The 15,873-nt window shown below is 36.7% G+C and carries 14 protein-coding genes and 2 pseudogenes; 6 read left to right on the forward strand and 10 right to left on the reverse strand.

The genetic code is table 11. The features are described 5' to 3' along the window. Nucleotides 1-593 (forward strand): annotated as a pseudogene (locus TS1_RS07395) (IS4-like element ISTeha4 family transposase); the annotation flags it as partial. Nucleotides 594-658: 65 nt separating this feature from the next. On the opposite strand, the pseudogene TS1_RS07400 reads toward TS1_RS07395, so the two are convergent. The 7 genes and pseudogenes from TS1_RS07400 to sfsA all read right to left on the reverse strand — a co-directional run. Further along, nucleotides 659-1,123: pseudogene (locus TS1_RS07400) on the reverse strand (PTS transporter subunit EIIC); the annotation flags it as partial. 24 nt (nucleotides 1,124-1,147) lie between these two features. Beyond that, complete coding sequence (locus TS1_RS07405) at nucleotides 1,148-1,468, reverse strand: PTS lactose/cellobiose transporter subunit IIA (RefSeq protein WP_068709360.1); 321 nt, start codon at nucleotides 1,466-1,468, stop codon at nucleotides 1,148-1,150. Between the two features lie 317 nt (nucleotides 1,469-1,785). Further along, nucleotides 1,786-2,103 (reverse strand): PTS sugar transporter subunit IIB, encoded by a 318-nt coding sequence (locus TS1_RS07410; RefSeq protein ID WP_068709362.1) that lies wholly within the window; start codon nucleotides 2,101-2,103, stop codon nucleotides 1,786-1,788. Between the two features lie 138 nt (nucleotides 2,104-2,241). Then, nucleotides 2,242-4,959 (reverse strand): sigma 54-interacting transcriptional regulator, encoded by a 2,718-nt coding sequence (locus TS1_RS07415; RefSeq protein ID WP_068709364.1) that lies wholly within the window; start codon nucleotides 4,957-4,959, stop codon nucleotides 2,242-2,244. A gap of 20 nt (nucleotides 4,960-4,979) precedes the next feature. Further along, nucleotides 4,980-6,221 (reverse strand): DEAD/DEAH box helicase, encoded by a 1,242-nt coding sequence (locus TS1_RS07420; protein WP_068709366.1) that lies wholly within the window; start codon nucleotides 6,219-6,221, stop codon nucleotides 4,980-4,982. Nucleotides 6,222-6,230: 9 nt separating this feature from the next. Continuing rightward, on the reverse strand, nucleotides 6,231-7,238 hold the full coding sequence (locus tag TS1_RS07425; protein WP_068709368.1) for a Gfo/Idh/MocA family protein: 1,008 nt from the start codon (nucleotides 7,236-7,238) through the stop codon (nucleotides 6,231-6,233). A gap of 25 nt (nucleotides 7,239-7,263) precedes the next feature. Beyond that, entirely contained in the window at nucleotides 7,264-7,995 is a 732-nt protein-coding gene (sfsA, locus tag TS1_RS07430) for a DNA/RNA nuclease SfsA (protein WP_068709370.1), read from the reverse strand. A gap of 345 nt (nucleotides 7,996-8,340) precedes the next feature. Here sfsA and TS1_RS07435 point away from each other — a divergent pair, with 345 nt between their 5' ends. Next, nucleotides 8,341-9,633 (forward strand): serine hydrolase, encoded by a 1,293-nt coding sequence (locus tag TS1_RS07435; RefSeq protein ID WP_068709372.1) that lies wholly within the window; start codon nucleotides 8,341-8,343, stop codon nucleotides 9,631-9,633. Nucleotides 9,634-9,816: 183 nt separating this feature from the next. On the opposite strand, the gene TS1_RS07440 is transcribed toward TS1_RS07435, so the two are convergent. Next, on the reverse strand, nucleotides 9,817-10,299 hold the full coding sequence (locus tag TS1_RS07440) for a GyrI-like domain-containing protein (protein WP_068709374.1): 483 nt from the start codon (nucleotides 10,297-10,299) through the stop codon (nucleotides 9,817-9,819). A gap of 118 nt (nucleotides 10,300-10,417) precedes the next feature. Here TS1_RS07440 and TS1_RS07445 point away from each other — a divergent pair, with 118 nt between their 5' ends. Then, nucleotides 10,418-11,623, forward strand: coding sequence for a YdcF family protein (locus TS1_RS07445; RefSeq protein WP_068709376.1), 1,206 nt, complete (start codon nucleotides 10,418-10,420; stop codon nucleotides 11,621-11,623). A gap of 394 nt (nucleotides 11,624-12,017) precedes the next feature. Here TS1_RS07445 and TS1_RS07450 read toward each other — a convergent pair whose 3' ends face one another. Both TS1_RS07450 and TS1_RS07455 read right to left on the reverse strand, forming a co-directional pair. Beyond that, nucleotides 12,018-12,521, reverse strand: coding sequence for an HD domain-containing protein (locus TS1_RS07450; RefSeq protein WP_068709378.1), 504 nt, complete (start codon nucleotides 12,519-12,521; stop codon nucleotides 12,018-12,020). A gap of 120 nt (nucleotides 12,522-12,641) precedes the next feature. Further along, nucleotides 12,642-13,400 (reverse strand): TrmH family RNA methyltransferase, encoded by a 759-nt coding sequence (locus TS1_RS07455; protein WP_068709380.1) that lies wholly within the window; start codon nucleotides 13,398-13,400, stop codon nucleotides 12,642-12,644. A gap of 97 nt (nucleotides 13,401-13,497) precedes the next feature. On the opposite strand from TS1_RS07455, the gene TS1_RS07460 reads away from it, so the two are divergent. From TS1_RS07460 to TS1_RS07470, 3 genes are all read left to right on the forward strand, one after another. Continuing rightward, on the forward strand, nucleotides 13,498-13,770 hold the full coding sequence (locus tag TS1_RS07460) for an acylphosphatase (RefSeq protein ID WP_068709382.1): 273 nt from the start codon (nucleotides 13,498-13,500) through the stop codon (nucleotides 13,768-13,770). 108 nt (nucleotides 13,771-13,878) lie between these two features. Then, a complete protein-coding gene (yidC, locus tag TS1_RS07465; protein WP_068709384.1) occupies nucleotides 13,879-14,823 on the forward strand; it encodes a membrane protein insertase YidC in 945 nt (314 codons plus the stop codon). Between the two features lie 63 nt (nucleotides 14,824-14,886). Continuing rightward, the gene (locus TS1_RS07470; RefSeq protein WP_068709386.1) at nucleotides 14,887-15,834 is read left to right on the forward strand and encodes an AEC family transporter; all 948 of its coding nucleotides are present in this window, start codon (nucleotides 14,887-14,889) and stop codon (nucleotides 15,832-15,834) included. Nucleotides 15,835-15,873: the final 39 nt, after the last annotated feature.

The raw sequence follows: 15,873 nt of genomic DNA on the forward strand, positions 1-15,873 counted from the left end.
ATTATCAAGGCCAAAAGATGGATGTCAAAGAAATCTTCAAACGAAATAAAAAGCGCCGCGGTCGTTCTCGCTATCTTTTGAGTGTCCAAGTAGAAGCTGTCGTAGAAGGGAAAATCCTTCCCATTAAGTTGGTATATATTCGCAATCGCAATAAACGAAACGACTATTTGGTCTTAGCTTCGACCGATATCGATCTGACCGAAGACGAGATCATTCAGCTCTATGCTAGACGCTGGTCGGTGGAAGTCTACTTCAAGATGTGCAAACAATACTTAAAATTAGCCAAGTACCAAGGGATTTCTTATGACGGGATCTTTGCGCATACGACACTGGTAGCTATCGGTTATATGATCCTAGCGGTGCAAGAACGTGAAAGTAAAGACGACCGAACGCTTGGCGAGTTATTTTATCTTCTCATTGATGAGCTTTCCGAGCTTTCTGTATCGGAAGCCATTCTGCAATTACTCGTTTTATTCCAAGAAGCTTTTGCGGATGAATATGTTTTGGATGAAGCCGTATTAAATAACATTATCGAACAGTTCCTTGAAAAACTACCTTCCTCTATACAAAAACAGCTCAAGCAAGCAGGTTGAAGTTAATTTTGTGCATGAGATCCTTGGTATACCAAGGGATACGTATCGAAAAGTAGGTTTCAAGTTTTAGTGACTAATTTGTCATTTCCGATTAAACGAACAAACACTTCTGTTGAAAGAATCGCTACAATAATTGCGACAAACAAACCTGTAGTATCCATACCTGTGGCTCCGCCGACCGTAAAGAACGAAGCTAAAGAAACGATTCCCGTTGACACTGGATCCTTGCCATAATCCTTGGCCAAATTACTGGCCACTAAATAAGCAATCATTACAGATAATACTGCAAACGTTCCACCCCAAACGGAATCACCTACGCCCTTCCAAGATTCATTAGCAAAAATTGAATTCATCAATTCTTGGAAACCAGGAATAGGTAAATTATTAATCATGGTGGCTAAACCACCGAGAATTAATAATGGCATCGTGACCATAAATGCATCACGAATAGCAACTAAATGTCTTTGTGCACCAATTTTTGAAGCCACTGGTACAAATTTTTCTTCCATAAAACGTACAAATGTATCCATTTTTTCCTCCTACAAAACTAGGGTTTATTTTTCGTCTAAACGACGATATAAATCAATAATTTCCGTCGCCAAATCTTTAAAAGCAATAGCTGTCATTAAGTGGTCCTGGGAATGCACAGTAAGTAAAGTTATATCCATGTGTTTTCCTTGAGCTTCTTCTGCCAGCATATTTGTTTGCGACTGATGGGCCTGATTTAATGATTCATCAGCATCTTTTAGTTTTTGCTCTGCTAAATCAAAGTCCCCTTTTTTAGCTGCTGCGATGGCTTCCATTGCATCACTTTTGGCATTGCCGCCATACATAATCAATCCTATCACTGCTTCTAAATTTTCTTGCTCGTCCATACCTAATTCCTCCTCATATTTTTCAGAGAGCAAAAGTAGTTTTTACTCCCTGTCTTGTTAATCATAGGGAATGAATCTTCAATTTAACCCCCATCTTTTCATTCTCAGGGAGTAAATTTAAAATTCTATCCCTATCTTTAACATTTTTCTTTCTATTTTTTTTAAAAGTCCTCGTTTTCCGGCAATTTTAGGGAGTCTTTTAGCAATTCATTCCCTGTCTTTTCATTCTCAGGGAACAAAAGTAATTTTTACTCCCTATCTTTCTAATCATAGGGAGTAGATTTCTATTTCTCTCCCTGATCTTTTTTTCATAGTTGTCATGCCATCAAATTTTGTGCTTGTTGTAATACATTTTCGCCGTTCATCATGCCATAATCCGACATATTGATGACATCTAGGGGAATATTTTTTGGTGCTAAGCGTTTTTCAAAATCCCCCTTCATAAAACGCACTTGTGGGCCTAACAATAACACGTCCACAGGTTTATTCTCTAAATTTTGGTCTGCTTCAGAAGAAGAACAAGCAAAGATTTCAGCGTCTACCCCTTTATCTTCTGCTGCTTTTTGCATTTTTGTTACTAACAAACTGGTACTCATTCCTGCCGAACAAACTAACATAATGGTTTTTTTAGCCATGATTTTCTCTCCTTCATTTTTGTATTTACACTTATTTAAAAGCAAAAAGCATGCCAAAATAAATAAGACCAAATCCTCAGTAACACAAGGTTTTGGTCTATATCTTTTATCTTACACACTAAATTTAAATTTTACACACTAATTTTGTGTGTAAAGCTTAAAGGGCGTATCGATCTGGTTTTTAATAAACGCCTCTGTTAAGTATGCAATTTCGTCATCAGGAATCCGAATATCATAGTTTTTTTCAATCGAAATAAATGACGTTTTTAGGATATCCGTTTCTAAACGATATTTCTTTTGAAAAGAAGATAAATCATTGAATTGCCTATCTATCCCTGTTGTTCGTAAAGCTTCGATTAAAAAGGCTAGATGAATCACTAATCCTGCTTCCACACTTGGCTCTAAAATGATATGTAATTGTGATTGTACTTGCTGAACGAGCGATTTTAGTGTTTCAACTAAAACAGGCAACGAACCAGCGTGAGTAATCGTTCCATCCAGTGAGTTGACAATTGTTTCTGCAGGAATCTCATCTTTGACAATACTCTTAAGCACCTTTAACTTCTGGTCGTCAAAAACATCATAGGCAGAAAAGAAAGGAATATTTTGATATTCAACTTCCACTGTACCTGCAATGGCTTTAATTTCATATTCTTCCAAAAGATTATCGATATGCTTTTTAAAAGTTTCTCTTTCAATAAATTGCATCTGAATCACTTCAACTTTTGATTGATCGACAATAGCAGCAATACGTTCGTATAACTTAGCTGCCACACCTTCTCCGGTAAAACAGGTTACAACGATGGCTCTTTTATTCGCTTTATCTTCATGTTCTACTTGAAATTGTTCGCGCACAATCGTTTCAAAAGAGGTTTGGATATTCTGGTAAATATCTTCTAAGCTGCGCCCTGCTTCTGACATTCGTAGGGCTTCAATGACAATCATTGTACTCGTCATTGAAATCGCTTTGGTACGAATTCCTGTTTCTTCATAAAGTAGTATTGCAAATGAATTTAATGACCCCATATCTGTTAATAATATTAATCCATTTAGAAAGTTTGCTTTATTTTCTAAAACGTAGTTCAACAGTTTTTGATACATTTGATTCACGACTGTATCAAGCGGCATATCCATGGCTGTCCCACTATCTGTACCTAACAACTCTTGAGCAGCCGACAAAATACTCGAAGCTGTCGAGTTTCCGTGCATCAAGACCACCACTCCTACTTTATTTTGAGGGAGCTGTTCTTCTTGCCCCAATTGAATGGAAAGAAACATACTGACAAAACCAATTTCATCAAAAGGAATCTCTACTTGCAGTTCTTCTTCAATCTCTGTAGATAAATCTAATGCTACTTGAAACTCGTTTTTTAATGTTTTTCTGACTCGGTTCAAATCAGGGTGAACGATAGTCTCCCCTTTACGAATACGATCTAAGGTCAATTGTAAATGTAGGGCAAAGGCAAAGCGCGCTTTTTCATTATAACTACGATCTAGCCGCTTTTCCGCTACGTCATACAAGCGATTGGTCAAATCCCATATATTGGCCGCAATCATCCCTCTTTGAGTAGATGTCTGGGCTAATTCTTCCACATAGCTTTCAAAATAAGCCTCTACATCTTTAGAAATAACTTTTTCCAAGTTCGTATGGTCCACACCCATTTGATTTAAAGAAGCTAACTTGTCTTCAATTTCTTGATAGACTTCCATATTGGGATCTAAATCTTGTGTCCAGCTAACTTCGCTTCCTTGAGGCTCAAAAGTCAGATAATCTCCTTTTCCTTCAAGGAAAGGTTCGAGTCGCTCTGACATTTCTTTTACTTTAAGCATCCCTTTTTGTACTTGTAGAGGACAATCTTTTTTACGAATTAATAAAACGTTTTGTTCGCGCGTCCTATAATGTAAAAACGACTTTGCGCAAACTAATTTTAAGTCACGTTTCACTTGTCCGATATTGGCTTTGGCATCATATAACATAAAAGCTAAAAGAGCGTCTTTTTCCACTTTAATTGGTTGATTTAACCGATTGGCCTCTTGTTTAACAAAAAGCGAGATGATTTCATAGCGTTCATCTAAAGAACGCGCAGCTAAATCAGGCAGGGTAATCGACATAGGAATCCTGCGGTTAAAAGTGTCTAAAAAAGCATCTGAGGTTTCGGTAGTTGCTCCTATTATCTGAACAGACGCTTCATAAGTTTGGCTACTTTCCCCTAAGGGACGATAAACTCCCTTGTCGATAAAGCTAAACAACATCTCTTGGCCTTCAGGCGGCAGGCGATGAATTTCGTCTAAAAATAAGATACCGTCATCTGCCTCAGCTAAAAGGCCTGTTTGATTGGTCTCTGCTCCGGTATAGGCTCCTTTTTTTACACCAAAAATATGTCCAAACAACAACTGTGGATTTTGCGCGTAATCTGCACAATTAAAAGAGATAAAAGGCGCATCTTTGGGTAAAGCTTCGGCTTGTACAGCAAACTGGTACATACATTCTGCAAACATGGTTTTTCCTGTACCTGTTTGACCAAAAATAATCGTATGTAATCCTCTAGGCGGATATAACATCGCTGCTTTGGCTTGTTGAATACTGACTTTTAAAGAAGCATCTGCTCCCACTAAGCGGTCAAAATGAAAGGTTGTTGCTAGTTTTTCCTCAGAATTTATGTCCTTAGCTAATTGAGGCTGATAAACCACAGGGCGTCCAGAAGATTTATTTACCTGCCCATTTTTTGCCAATTCATTTAGATAGCGGCTAACATTACTGCGATCCATCTGCAGTATTTCGCCGATTTGCTTGGCTGTTAGTCCAGTAGCATGCTGTTGAACTAGTTGTAAAACTTCTTGTTTTCTTGGATTCATGAAACTCCTCCTAATGATGTCTAACGGTTACCAGAAGAAGTCTTTCCATTACGTTTCCCTTTATTTTTTGGCTTTTTCTTACTCTTTTTGGGCTTCTTCGATTTCTTTTTCGTTTTTGTAGGGGTTGTTTTGGGTTGTTCTTCTGGATTTTCAGTGGTTAGAGTTCCTTCATATAAATAAATTTCTTGCAGGGATAGTTTTAAACGATTTGTGATTTTTTTTAGCTGGGGCAAAGTATGCTCTTGCACAATAGTAACGACAGCTCCGCTTTTTCCCATACGTCCAATACGACCGGCACGGTGCAAATAGCTTTCTGCTGTATTCGGTACCTCCGCATTAATCACATAGTATAAATCTGCAATATCTAAGCCTCTAGAAGCGACATCGGTCGTTAACAATTCAACTAGCTGTTGCTGGCGGAAATTTTCTAATGCCTGTTTGCGCATTATTTTCGATTGGTCAGAAGCTAAACTAGCCACAGGCAAATGGTGATACTGTAGTTTTTCTTCTGCACTTCCTAAATCCTGCACTTCATTAAAAAAGACCAATCCCTGAAAATCAGGTAAATTTCCCATTCTTCTTAAGGCATCTACTCTTTTCCTAGCAGGATAAACTAAATAATAGTGAGTGACTTTTTTATGGCTGTCTTCTTCTTTAGTCACATCAAATACAGGCAAATCACTCTGAACAAAACGCTTGATCGCTGGTAAAGCTTTTTCCCCTGTTGCAGAAAAGAAAGCGTACTGACTTGTCTTAGGCACACTTTTTAGAATGGACTCCATAAAACCAACGGCTTCTTTTTGCAGCAACTGATCTACTTCATCTAAAATAACCATTTGAATATGCGCTGCTTTTAATTTTTTTTCTTTCATCAGCTCAACCAACCGACCAGGTGTACCGATAAGTATTTCGGGCTTTGCTTTTAGTTTTTCTAGCTGCCTTTTTTTATTTGCTCCGCCAATAAGTGCTTGAACATGTAAGTCTAAATCTGCTGCCCAAGGCCTTGCAACGTTAGCTACTTGTATGCCTAATTCTTGCGAAGGCGTCACAATCAATAATTGATTGCCTTGTTTAGGTTTCACCTTTAAAAGTGTCGGCCAAAGATAAGCCAACGTCTTGCCGGTACCTGTAGGTGCGATACCGACAAGACTTTTTCCTTGATATAAATCAGAAAAAACTTTTTCTTGAATCAAAGATGCTTGTTCAAATCCTTCTGATATTATTCGTTGTTGCCAAACTTCCGGCAGAAACTGTTTTTCCATATTTTTCCTCTATTCTTGATCGGCGTCAAAAACCACACCTGCTTGTTTTCTTAATTCATATAATACCTGATTGACATTACGAGCTAATTCCACCCATTCTTCATATTTTTCTCCATAAACAGTGTTTTCAGGATTTTGAATGACGTTAGCAAAATCGCTGGCTTCTTCGATCATCGGATTTTCTTTAGCAGACACTTCAATTTCTAGTGGTGCACCATTCTCTGTGTGTTTGTACAAATAAGCTTGGTTAATTGAATTGACTGCATCAAGCCAAAGCGTTCCATCATCGAAGTAAATTTCTGAAGGCAAATGAGCTTCACCAATTTTTCCATGCTGTAAAGTAACATCAAAATTTTCATAGCGTAAAATAATGATACCCATACCGTCGACGCCGGTTTGAATTTTTTTAGCAAAATGATGAACTTCTTTAGGAAGACCAAACCAGCCTAGCGCTGCATAAAGCAGATAAACCCCTAAGTCTGCCAAAGAACCAGCAGAAAAATGGGGGGAAAAGATATTGGGCTCTTCTCCTTGCAAGACTAAATCATAACGCGAAGAATATTTCATGTAAGTGAAATTTGCTCCGATAATATGATTCGGTGTCGGCAAAAATTCCTTCATTTTTTTAAAACTTTCTTCATGGATATTACGTGCTGCTTCAAAAAAGAAAACTTGATTTTCATTGGCTTGTTTAATGATCGTTGCCATCTCTTTAGGTGTCGAAAACGCTGGTTTTTCAACAATCACATTTTTCCCTGCTGCAATCGCTTGTTGGGCCTGGGCAAAATGCAGGCTATTAGGAGAAGCAATATAGACGGTATCCATCTCTTCTATAGCAAAAAAATCTGTTAAATCATCCATGTAATGCCGATTTCCTGCATATTTTTCACCAAATTCTTCGGCTTTAGCCATTTTTCTAGAATAAACAGCCGCTAACTCATATTCTCCAGTTGCAAGAGCTGCTTGTACAAATTGATGGGTAATCCAATTGGTGCCTATAATTCCTAAATGAATCATCGTCATTCCTTCTTTCCATAATATTTTATTTAAGTGGATCGATAAATGGAGCCTCCAAATCAAAGGGGACTTCTTTTACAATTTCAAGTTGACTTGCACTTACCTGACAAGCGTAACAAAGAAAGCTAACTCCCTGTGTCATTGCTGTCTGGACCGTTTCTTTTAGTTCAGGCTGCATCGCTTCATGAATCGTTGCGACGTCTATATTGGCAAACTGAGCGACAAAAATCACATAACAATGGGCTCCTTTGTTCTGGGCTTGAATTAATTCACGAACATGTTTTAATCCGCGAGTAGTGGGTGCATCAGGAAAGGCGCCAATACGGTTATTTTCTAGCGTCATTCCCTTTACTTCGACCAAACCTTTTTCCCCTTGGTCCGTTTCAAAATAAAAATCAATCCGCGACTTTCCGTATAATACTTCTCTTTTAACTAAAGTTATCCTGCCACGTAACTTTGGCAAAACAATTGTTTGCGCAAGTAATGCATTAAACACCACTTCATTGGGCGCACTACTATCTATATTATACCAGTGATCTTGCTTTTTTACCGCAACTAAATCGTAAGCAGTCTTTCTTTTACTACTTGGTAAAAAATTCAAGGCAACGGTTGCTTCGGGTACAAGAACTTCTTTTCCTCGTCCCGTATTTTTTACATGAACGTCAACAATTTCGTTTGTTTCTTTTAAACGACAACTTGCTACAAAACGATTTTTTCTCTGTAAAAAATAAGCCAGTTGAATATGTTCGTATTTCATTTTATCACCTGCTATCAAAATTTTACCATATCTTCACACTTTCTACGTAAAAAAACCGATAAACATTTACTTAGTTGTCCTGAAGGATTTGCTATAATTTAATAAAGAATTAAACGAAAGAAGGAAGCATTATGTTGCCAACTATTCTCTCCTTGTTATCAGTTTTTGGACTCAGTGGTGTCCTAGTTGTTTTTTCTTTCCTAAGCTATCAACTATTGCAGGAAGAAAACGAATCAAAGTAAGCCGAAGAAAAAAGCTTAAAGTCGATACTTTGAGCTTTTTTCGTTTGAATCTTCCTCTAACTTTTGGTAAAATCTGTTTGATTAAACCAAAGGAGACACATTCATGAATAAAAAATCTTTTATTCCCTTTGTCATGAGAATTATTTTTTTACTTTTTTCTCTATTGACGACAACCAGCGTTTCAGCTGAAGATTTAAGTATTAGAGCAAAAGCGGCCATTTCTGTTGATTATGATACAGGTAAAATTCTTTATGAGCAAGATAGCGACAAGCCAATGGGCATAGCTTCAACTACCAAATTAATCAGCTTATATCTGGTACAAAAAGAAGTCCAAGATGGTAAGCTTACTTGGGATGACGAAGTGCCAATTTCAAAAGACGTCGCAAAATTAAGTGAGAATCTTGACCTTTCCAACGTACCTTTGTCTGAAGATGAAAACTATACCGTCCAAGAATTATTTGAAGCAGCCGTCATTCAATCAGCAAACGCAGCAACAATTGCTTTAGCTGAAAAAGTAGCGGGTTCAGAAGAAAAATTTGTCGATCAAATGCGTAAACAAGTGGAAGATTGGGGCATTGTTGACGCAAAAATTGTCAATAGCACAGGACTATCTAACGAATATTTAGGAGATAACATTTACCCTGGGACTACAAAAAAAGATGAGAATGAATTATCAGCTAAAGATTTAGCTATCGTGACACGCAACTTATTACAAGATTTTCCTGAAACTTTGGAAGTCAGTCGCATACCTAAAAAAGAATTCGGAACGGATACTTCAACGTCTTTTGACATGGAGAACTTTAATAAAATGTTGCCTGGACTCCCTGCTGAAAAAGAAGATGTCGATGGCTTAAAAACAGGAACCACTGAATTAGCTGGTGCTTGCTTTGTCGGTACCATCGAAAAAGACGGCAATAGAATCATCACGGTTGTTTTGAATGCCACAGACCATGACGAGGTTGAAAACCCACTTGCTCGATTTGATGAAACGAGTAAATTAATGGACTACTCTTTTGACCATTGGAAAAAGGAAACTGTATTAAAGGCAAATGATCCAATTCCAGGGATGACTTCAGTTGATGTTCCTCAAGGAAAGCAACAAACAGTTCCTGTTGTGGCTCAAGAGGAAATGAGTCTCTGGTTGCCAGCTGGCAAAACACCAGAAGATGTCTCTTATAAAACTTCATTAAAAAATGAGGAAGTGCAAGCACCCGTCAAATCAGGAATAAAAGTGGGCACCGTACAGGCAGAGATTGCAGATGACAACCTAGGCTACTTAGATAATAAAGAGGCGAAAAAGCAGTCCAGCAGTGCGATTATTACAAGTGAAGGTACCGAAAAAGCCAATATTTTTACCACAACCTGGCGTAACATTAAAGGATTTTTCAGTCGTTAACTTTTAAATAAAAATTCATACGACTAAACGATTTTATCTTGAAAAATAATAAAATCGTTTAGTTTTTTTCATCCTCTTACTTATTTTTTTTAGCCTCTTTTCGACCTTGGTTATAATTTTTAACAAAAAAGAAGGTCGTATTTTTCAACAACCTTCTTAGCCTATTATTGGAATTATTCTATTTTATAAAATTTCAACAGGAAAATATAGTTCAACCTCTCCTGTTGCAAATTTTGGTAGATAGTGTTCTTGAATAGCCCCTACAAGAGTTTGTTGTTCTTTTGGTAAAATCTCTTCAAACATCTTCTGAGTCATTGTTTCAAGATTAGGAGCATCAGTTTTAACAACTAGGTATTTCATGGCCGGCATTTCCCAACGTTGCCAACCATCGGGGGGTTGGACACTAGCAGCTAGTTCAATTCCTGCTAGATATTTTCCTTGTTCTTGCCAAGGTTCTAACCAGCGCTTACTATCAGACATTAAGCCCCACAAATCAGCCTCTTGATCTTTTTTATCAACGTATTCATTTAATTCATCTAAATCTTGATAGACTGTTTTCCATAATTCAGATACCCAATTTGTACTGTCTTCTATGGGTCCTTGCCCTTCTTTGCCAATAACCACAAAAGCTGGTTTGGTGGTCTGGATAACTTCTCCAAGTTCCAAATTATCATCTCCTTTGTTTTCGTTCTACTTTATTGTAACGAATTTTTTGCAAATGAGCGAATATTAAAAGTATTTATTAAAAAAATTTGCTATACTATGCCTACAAGGAGTGAAATTTATGAATTTTTGGCATATTCCGTGGTTTATATTCCCTTATCTACTGCTTATATTTATTTTTATAAAATGGCATAAAAAAAGCAATAAGCCTGACCTCTTTTTTAAGTTGGCTTACGGCTCATTTTTTTATTTATTTCTTTATTTAGGAGTAATCGAGGCTCAGAATAAAAGTTATTTTTTTCTTGTACCTCTCCTCTTTTTTGTGTTCTTTTCCAGCGTTTATTCTCGACAAAAAGCACGATTAATAAACGGTTTCCTTTTTAATCTATTTATTGGTACTTTTGGCATTTATCTACTTTATAATTTTTTTATCACTTATGATGTCATTGTTTTTGCCTTGCTGTTTTTAGTTGGAATTTTCGTTGCAATCGTTGGTTTGTTTGGCTTTGTAGGACTAATGGTTTTATTTTACTGGAATGCTCTTGTAGTCATTAGACGAGAATCACATTCACTAGCTAACTTATTAACTTTAATTCTAGCGATTTTAATGACCGCCTGGCTGATTTATGACTCAATGATCGCTAAGATGCTTCCTAATTGGGCAAGTTTGTTGTTATCCATTTTACCGGTAATTTTTTCTTATTTTATCTTTACCTTCTTAAATTTTCTTAGTGCTTCAATCTTGTATCAATTTAATCGTCCTTCTTATGACCAAGATTTCATTATCGTTTTAGGCGCAGGATTAGTTCATGGAGCAGAAGTTTCACCATTACTTGCCAACCGGATTAAGCGTGCCATCGATTTCTACTACGAGCAACGCAAACATACGCGTCATTTAGTAAAATTGGTGATGTCTGGCGGTCAAGGTCCTGATGAAAAAGTGGCAGAAGCTGTCGCGATGAAAGAATATGCTTTACAAAGAGGGATTCAAGCAGAAGATATTTTAATCGAAAGCAACTCAACCACTACTTTTGAGAATATGAAATATTCAAAGGAAATTATTGACCAATCAGAAGTTAAAAATCCTAAGGTCATTTTTTCATCCAATAATTATCATATTTTTCGTGCGGGAATATTTGCTAAAATGGCTCACTTAAAGGCCGAAGGTATCGGAGCCAAAACAGCATTTTATTATTTACCAAATGCTTTTTTGCGCGAATTTATCGCTATCATTGCTATGAAACGTAAGTTGCATTTTACCTTTGTTGGTATATTAGCAACATTGCTATTATTATCAGCTATTGTGTCACAGATGTTTGTCTTATAAACGATTTTTTACTACGCCCTCTTCGTCTTGATGGCAACTTTGTTTTTAACTATCCAATAAGTCCATTTCTAATGATCGGACATTAGTTGACTATACTTTTGTCCGATAGGAAGAAGCTAGACATAAGTTTTGCGTTCTTTTGTCCAGTATGTAAAAAAAAGGCAAAAAAATCCTTTTTTTCTGGTCAAATGGGACATTAGTTAAACAAACTAATGTCCCGTTTCTAACGATCAGACACTACTCAGCTGAACTTTTGTCTGATAGCCAGTCATCGGACAAAAGTAGAGGCTGTATTCAGCTACCTTGGGTTTCACTCAAATAAACGACAATTTTGAGTCAATATTTATAAAAAAGGAAGGACAATAAATTGTCCTTCCTTTTTTAAACTGTCATTTTAGGCAGATTGTTTTTTCCTAAAAGTTGTTGCCCAACGATGTTTAATTCGTTCGCTCATTGGTTGACTTGCTTCTTTTACCGCGCAATACTTGTCAACCATCGTCACAATATAACTTTCTTTATAGCGTGGAGGTGCAATCGTTGCACCAAACATATGCTTAATAATGATATCTTTTTCCATATCGGTTAATTCAGTTAATTTTTCAGCGTTTTTACAAGCGATGCGTGGATGAACATAAGCATGTGTGCCTTCATCAAACTTTGTTGTACGCCAATCGTAATAAAATAAGTCATGCAGCAATCCAGCACGAGCACAAGCCTTTGCATCCCCATTAATTCTTTTCGCTAATTTATAACTATTATAGGAAACACTAATCGAATGCTCTAAACGTGTAGAATGTCGATGTTGGACAAACTCACCTAATTTTTGTACTTCTTCTGTTTGAATTAAATCTTCTATATATGATACATATTCTGGATCTTCTTGCCAAGTTATTTTCATATAAATTGATTGCCACCTTTTTGGACTTTTATATACTTACGCTTTTAAGTATAACACGTTTTCATCAACAGTCTAATTATGAAAAAGAAAAACGCTTAATTTTAAAAGTTCCTTAATATCTCAAATAAGAGCATACATTAAAATTCCCGCTGCAACCCCCACATTAAGCGATTCAGCAGCACCATAAATCGGGATATATAAATTTTGATCCGTTAATTGTAAAATTTCTTCATCGACACCTTGTCCTTCATTACCTAAAATCAGAGCAAAAGAAGAATGCTTTTCGACTTGTTTATAAGACAACGCTGCCGGATCTAATTGGGTACCGTAGACTTTACTACCTATTCTTTTTATTTCAGAAATCACTTTTTTTACATCCCCACTTAAAACGGGTAAATGAAACTGGCTGCCTTGCATACTACGTAAGACTTTGCTGCTATATCTATCCGCTGAGCCTGCGCCTAAAAAGACACCATCAAAACCCGCTGCATCTGCCGTACGAACGATAGTTCCCACATTTCCAGGATCTTGTACATTATCTAATAATAACCATTTTCCTGAAAAGTTAGCTGGTTTTTCTTCTTCTTTTTTGACCAAAGCAACTATTCCTTGAGGTGTTGGCAAGTCAGATAAAGCATTCATTACTTCATCAGAAAAAAAATAATAATCCAATTGATGTTCTTCAACCCAGTTTTGCCATAACTGTAACCCACGTTCGTCAAGATAGACTTCTTGCACAGCGGCATGAGCATTTACCGCTTCTTCGACTAAGTGGTAGCCTTCTAACAGATAACTTTCTGCTTGATTGCGGTATTTTCTTTGTTGCAGTTTTCTTAGTTCTTTTATTTTGTTATTTTTTACTGACCGGATTTCTTTCACGATTTCACCTCAGCCATATTATAACATATAAAAATTACTTTACTTGTTCAATAACTGAAAAAAAGCTATTATAGAGTTAAAAGAGGAGGAATGCATCATGAGAAAAGTCCGTATTAGAGTTGAAGGCCGTGTACAAGGTGTAGGTTTTCGCTTTTCGACTAAAATGGTCGCTGACGAATTAGGAATCACGGGCGTTGTCAGAAATGAAGACGATGGCTCAGTATCCATGGAAGCTTGTGGTGAAGATCATGCGCTGGAAACCTTTATTCAGAGGGTGAAAGAATCCCCTTCTCCTGCTGGTAGTGTTTCAAATATTCAAGTAGAAGATGATCCTTCAATCAAGGAACGTAAAAAGTTTATAGCAAATTAAAATTTCCTTTGCTTTCCTCTTTAATTTGTTATTGCACATTGAAAAAAAGCGATATTTTTAGTATAGTTAAGTTTGTGCAAAATTAAGGAAAGAAAAGGAAAAAATCACATGAGTAAAATAAAAAAATGGCTAATGACTTCTGGCCTTATCACAATGTTGATCACACTTAGTGGTTGTGTTAAACGTCTAGATGATGGTTCTCCTGATCCTAATGGTCTCATTTATCGATTTTTGGTGAATCCTTTAGGTAGTTTTTTAACCTATATGGCAGATAACTGGGGGTTAGGATTCGGTTGGGCAATTATCGTTTTAACGATTATCATTCGGTTTATCTTGATGCCGCTTATGATCAACCAATCGCGTAAGTCAATGTTCCAATCAGAAAAAATGCAGTACCTAAAGCCTCAAATTGAACTTGCTCAAGCGAATATGAAAAAAGCAACAACACAAGAAGAGCAAATGCAGGCGCAAAAAGAAATGCAGAATGTCTATAAGGAAAACAATGTCAGTATGTTCGGCGGAATTGGCTGTTTGCCTTTATTGATTCAAATGCCTATCTTCTCCGCCTTATTCTTTACGACTCGCTATACTGCAGGAATTGAATCCTCTACTTTTTTGGGAATGAATCTTGGCGAACGTAGTTTAATTTTAGTTGCAATTGCTGGTTTAGCTTATGTAGCGCAATCGTTTATTTCGATGATCGGAATTCCCGATGAACAGAAAAAGCAAATGCGCAGTATGATGATTGTTTCTCCAATGATGATTGTCTTTGTATCTCTTTCCTCACCTGCTGGGGTGACTTTATATTGGGTTGTCGGTGGTATCATTGGTTGTATTCAAACATTTATTACAAATGTTTTGATGAAACCACGAATCAAAAAACAGATTGCCAAAGAGATGGAAGAAAATCCACCTAAAACAGTCGTTACCGAACGCAAGGACGTTACGCCTAGCAAGCAAAGTGCTGCTACAAAAACAGCGAACACAAACAAAAATAGAAACAACAACAGAAATAGAAATGCTGGTAAACAGCAACAGCATCATAAAAAGTAGGAATTGTTAAAGCGAAATGGGAAGAACCTCTTCCTTTTTCGCTTTTTTTAAGGAGGTTAAAAGTTGTTAGAGGCTTATCTAAATATTTTGGTGATCTTTTTATTAATGTTTGTCGGCTATGTTTTGTCCTATAAACAATGGTTTTCTAACCGTACCGCCGATGTATTTTCTAAGGTGGTGTTAAATCTAGCACTCCCTTTTAATATGTTTTTGACCATAACCGATCGCTTTTCCAAAGAAGAATTTCTATCCCTTTTTAAGGGAATGATTATTCCCATCTTATCCATGCTTTTGACATTACTTTTTAGTTTGTTTTATCGGCGATTTTTTCAGGTCAAAGGAACTCGTAGGGGCACTTTTGCTACCATATTTACCTGTTCCAATACAATTTTTATTGGTTTACCAATCAACCTAGCCATTTTTGGCGAAAAGGCTGTCCCTTATGTTTTATTATACTATATTGTTAATACTTCGATTTTTTGGACCTTAGGAGTTTTTCTAATTGCTCAAGATGATCCGCATATCAAAGAGGCAAGGGTGACTTTCCATCCGCTTGTGGCACTAAAAAAGGTTTTTTCTCCTGCACTAATGGGGTTTATTATCGGTTTAATTTGGATGTTATTAAATATTAAAGTTCCTGGTTTCATCGCCGACTTTGGAGGCTATCTAGCCAATTTAACTACGCCTTTATCGATGTTTGCAATAGGAATTATTGTGTATTTTCACGGAATTAAAAACCTGAAGTTAAATAAAGATATTATCGGGGTATTACTAGGACGTTATGTATTTTCTCCGCTTATTGTCTGGTTGTTGGGGCAATGGATTGCAGTCCCTACTTTAATGCTCCAAGTATTTATTATTCAAGCTGCGATGCCCGTACAAAATTCCATTCCTATACTTGCCCGTAACTATCATGCAGATGAAGAATTCGCCGCTTCTAGTTTAGGCTATTCTGTTCTTCTATATTTAATTTATATTCCATTTTTATTAAAACTTATTTATATGTTATAAGTAAATAAGCCGGAAAAATCGGTACTTAAACTGACTTTC

The organism is Tetragenococcus solitarius NBRC 100494 (genome assembly GCF_001544195.1).
Classification (GTDB): Bacteria; Bacillota; Bacilli; order Lactobacillales; family Enterococcaceae; genus Tetragenococcus; species Tetragenococcus solitarius.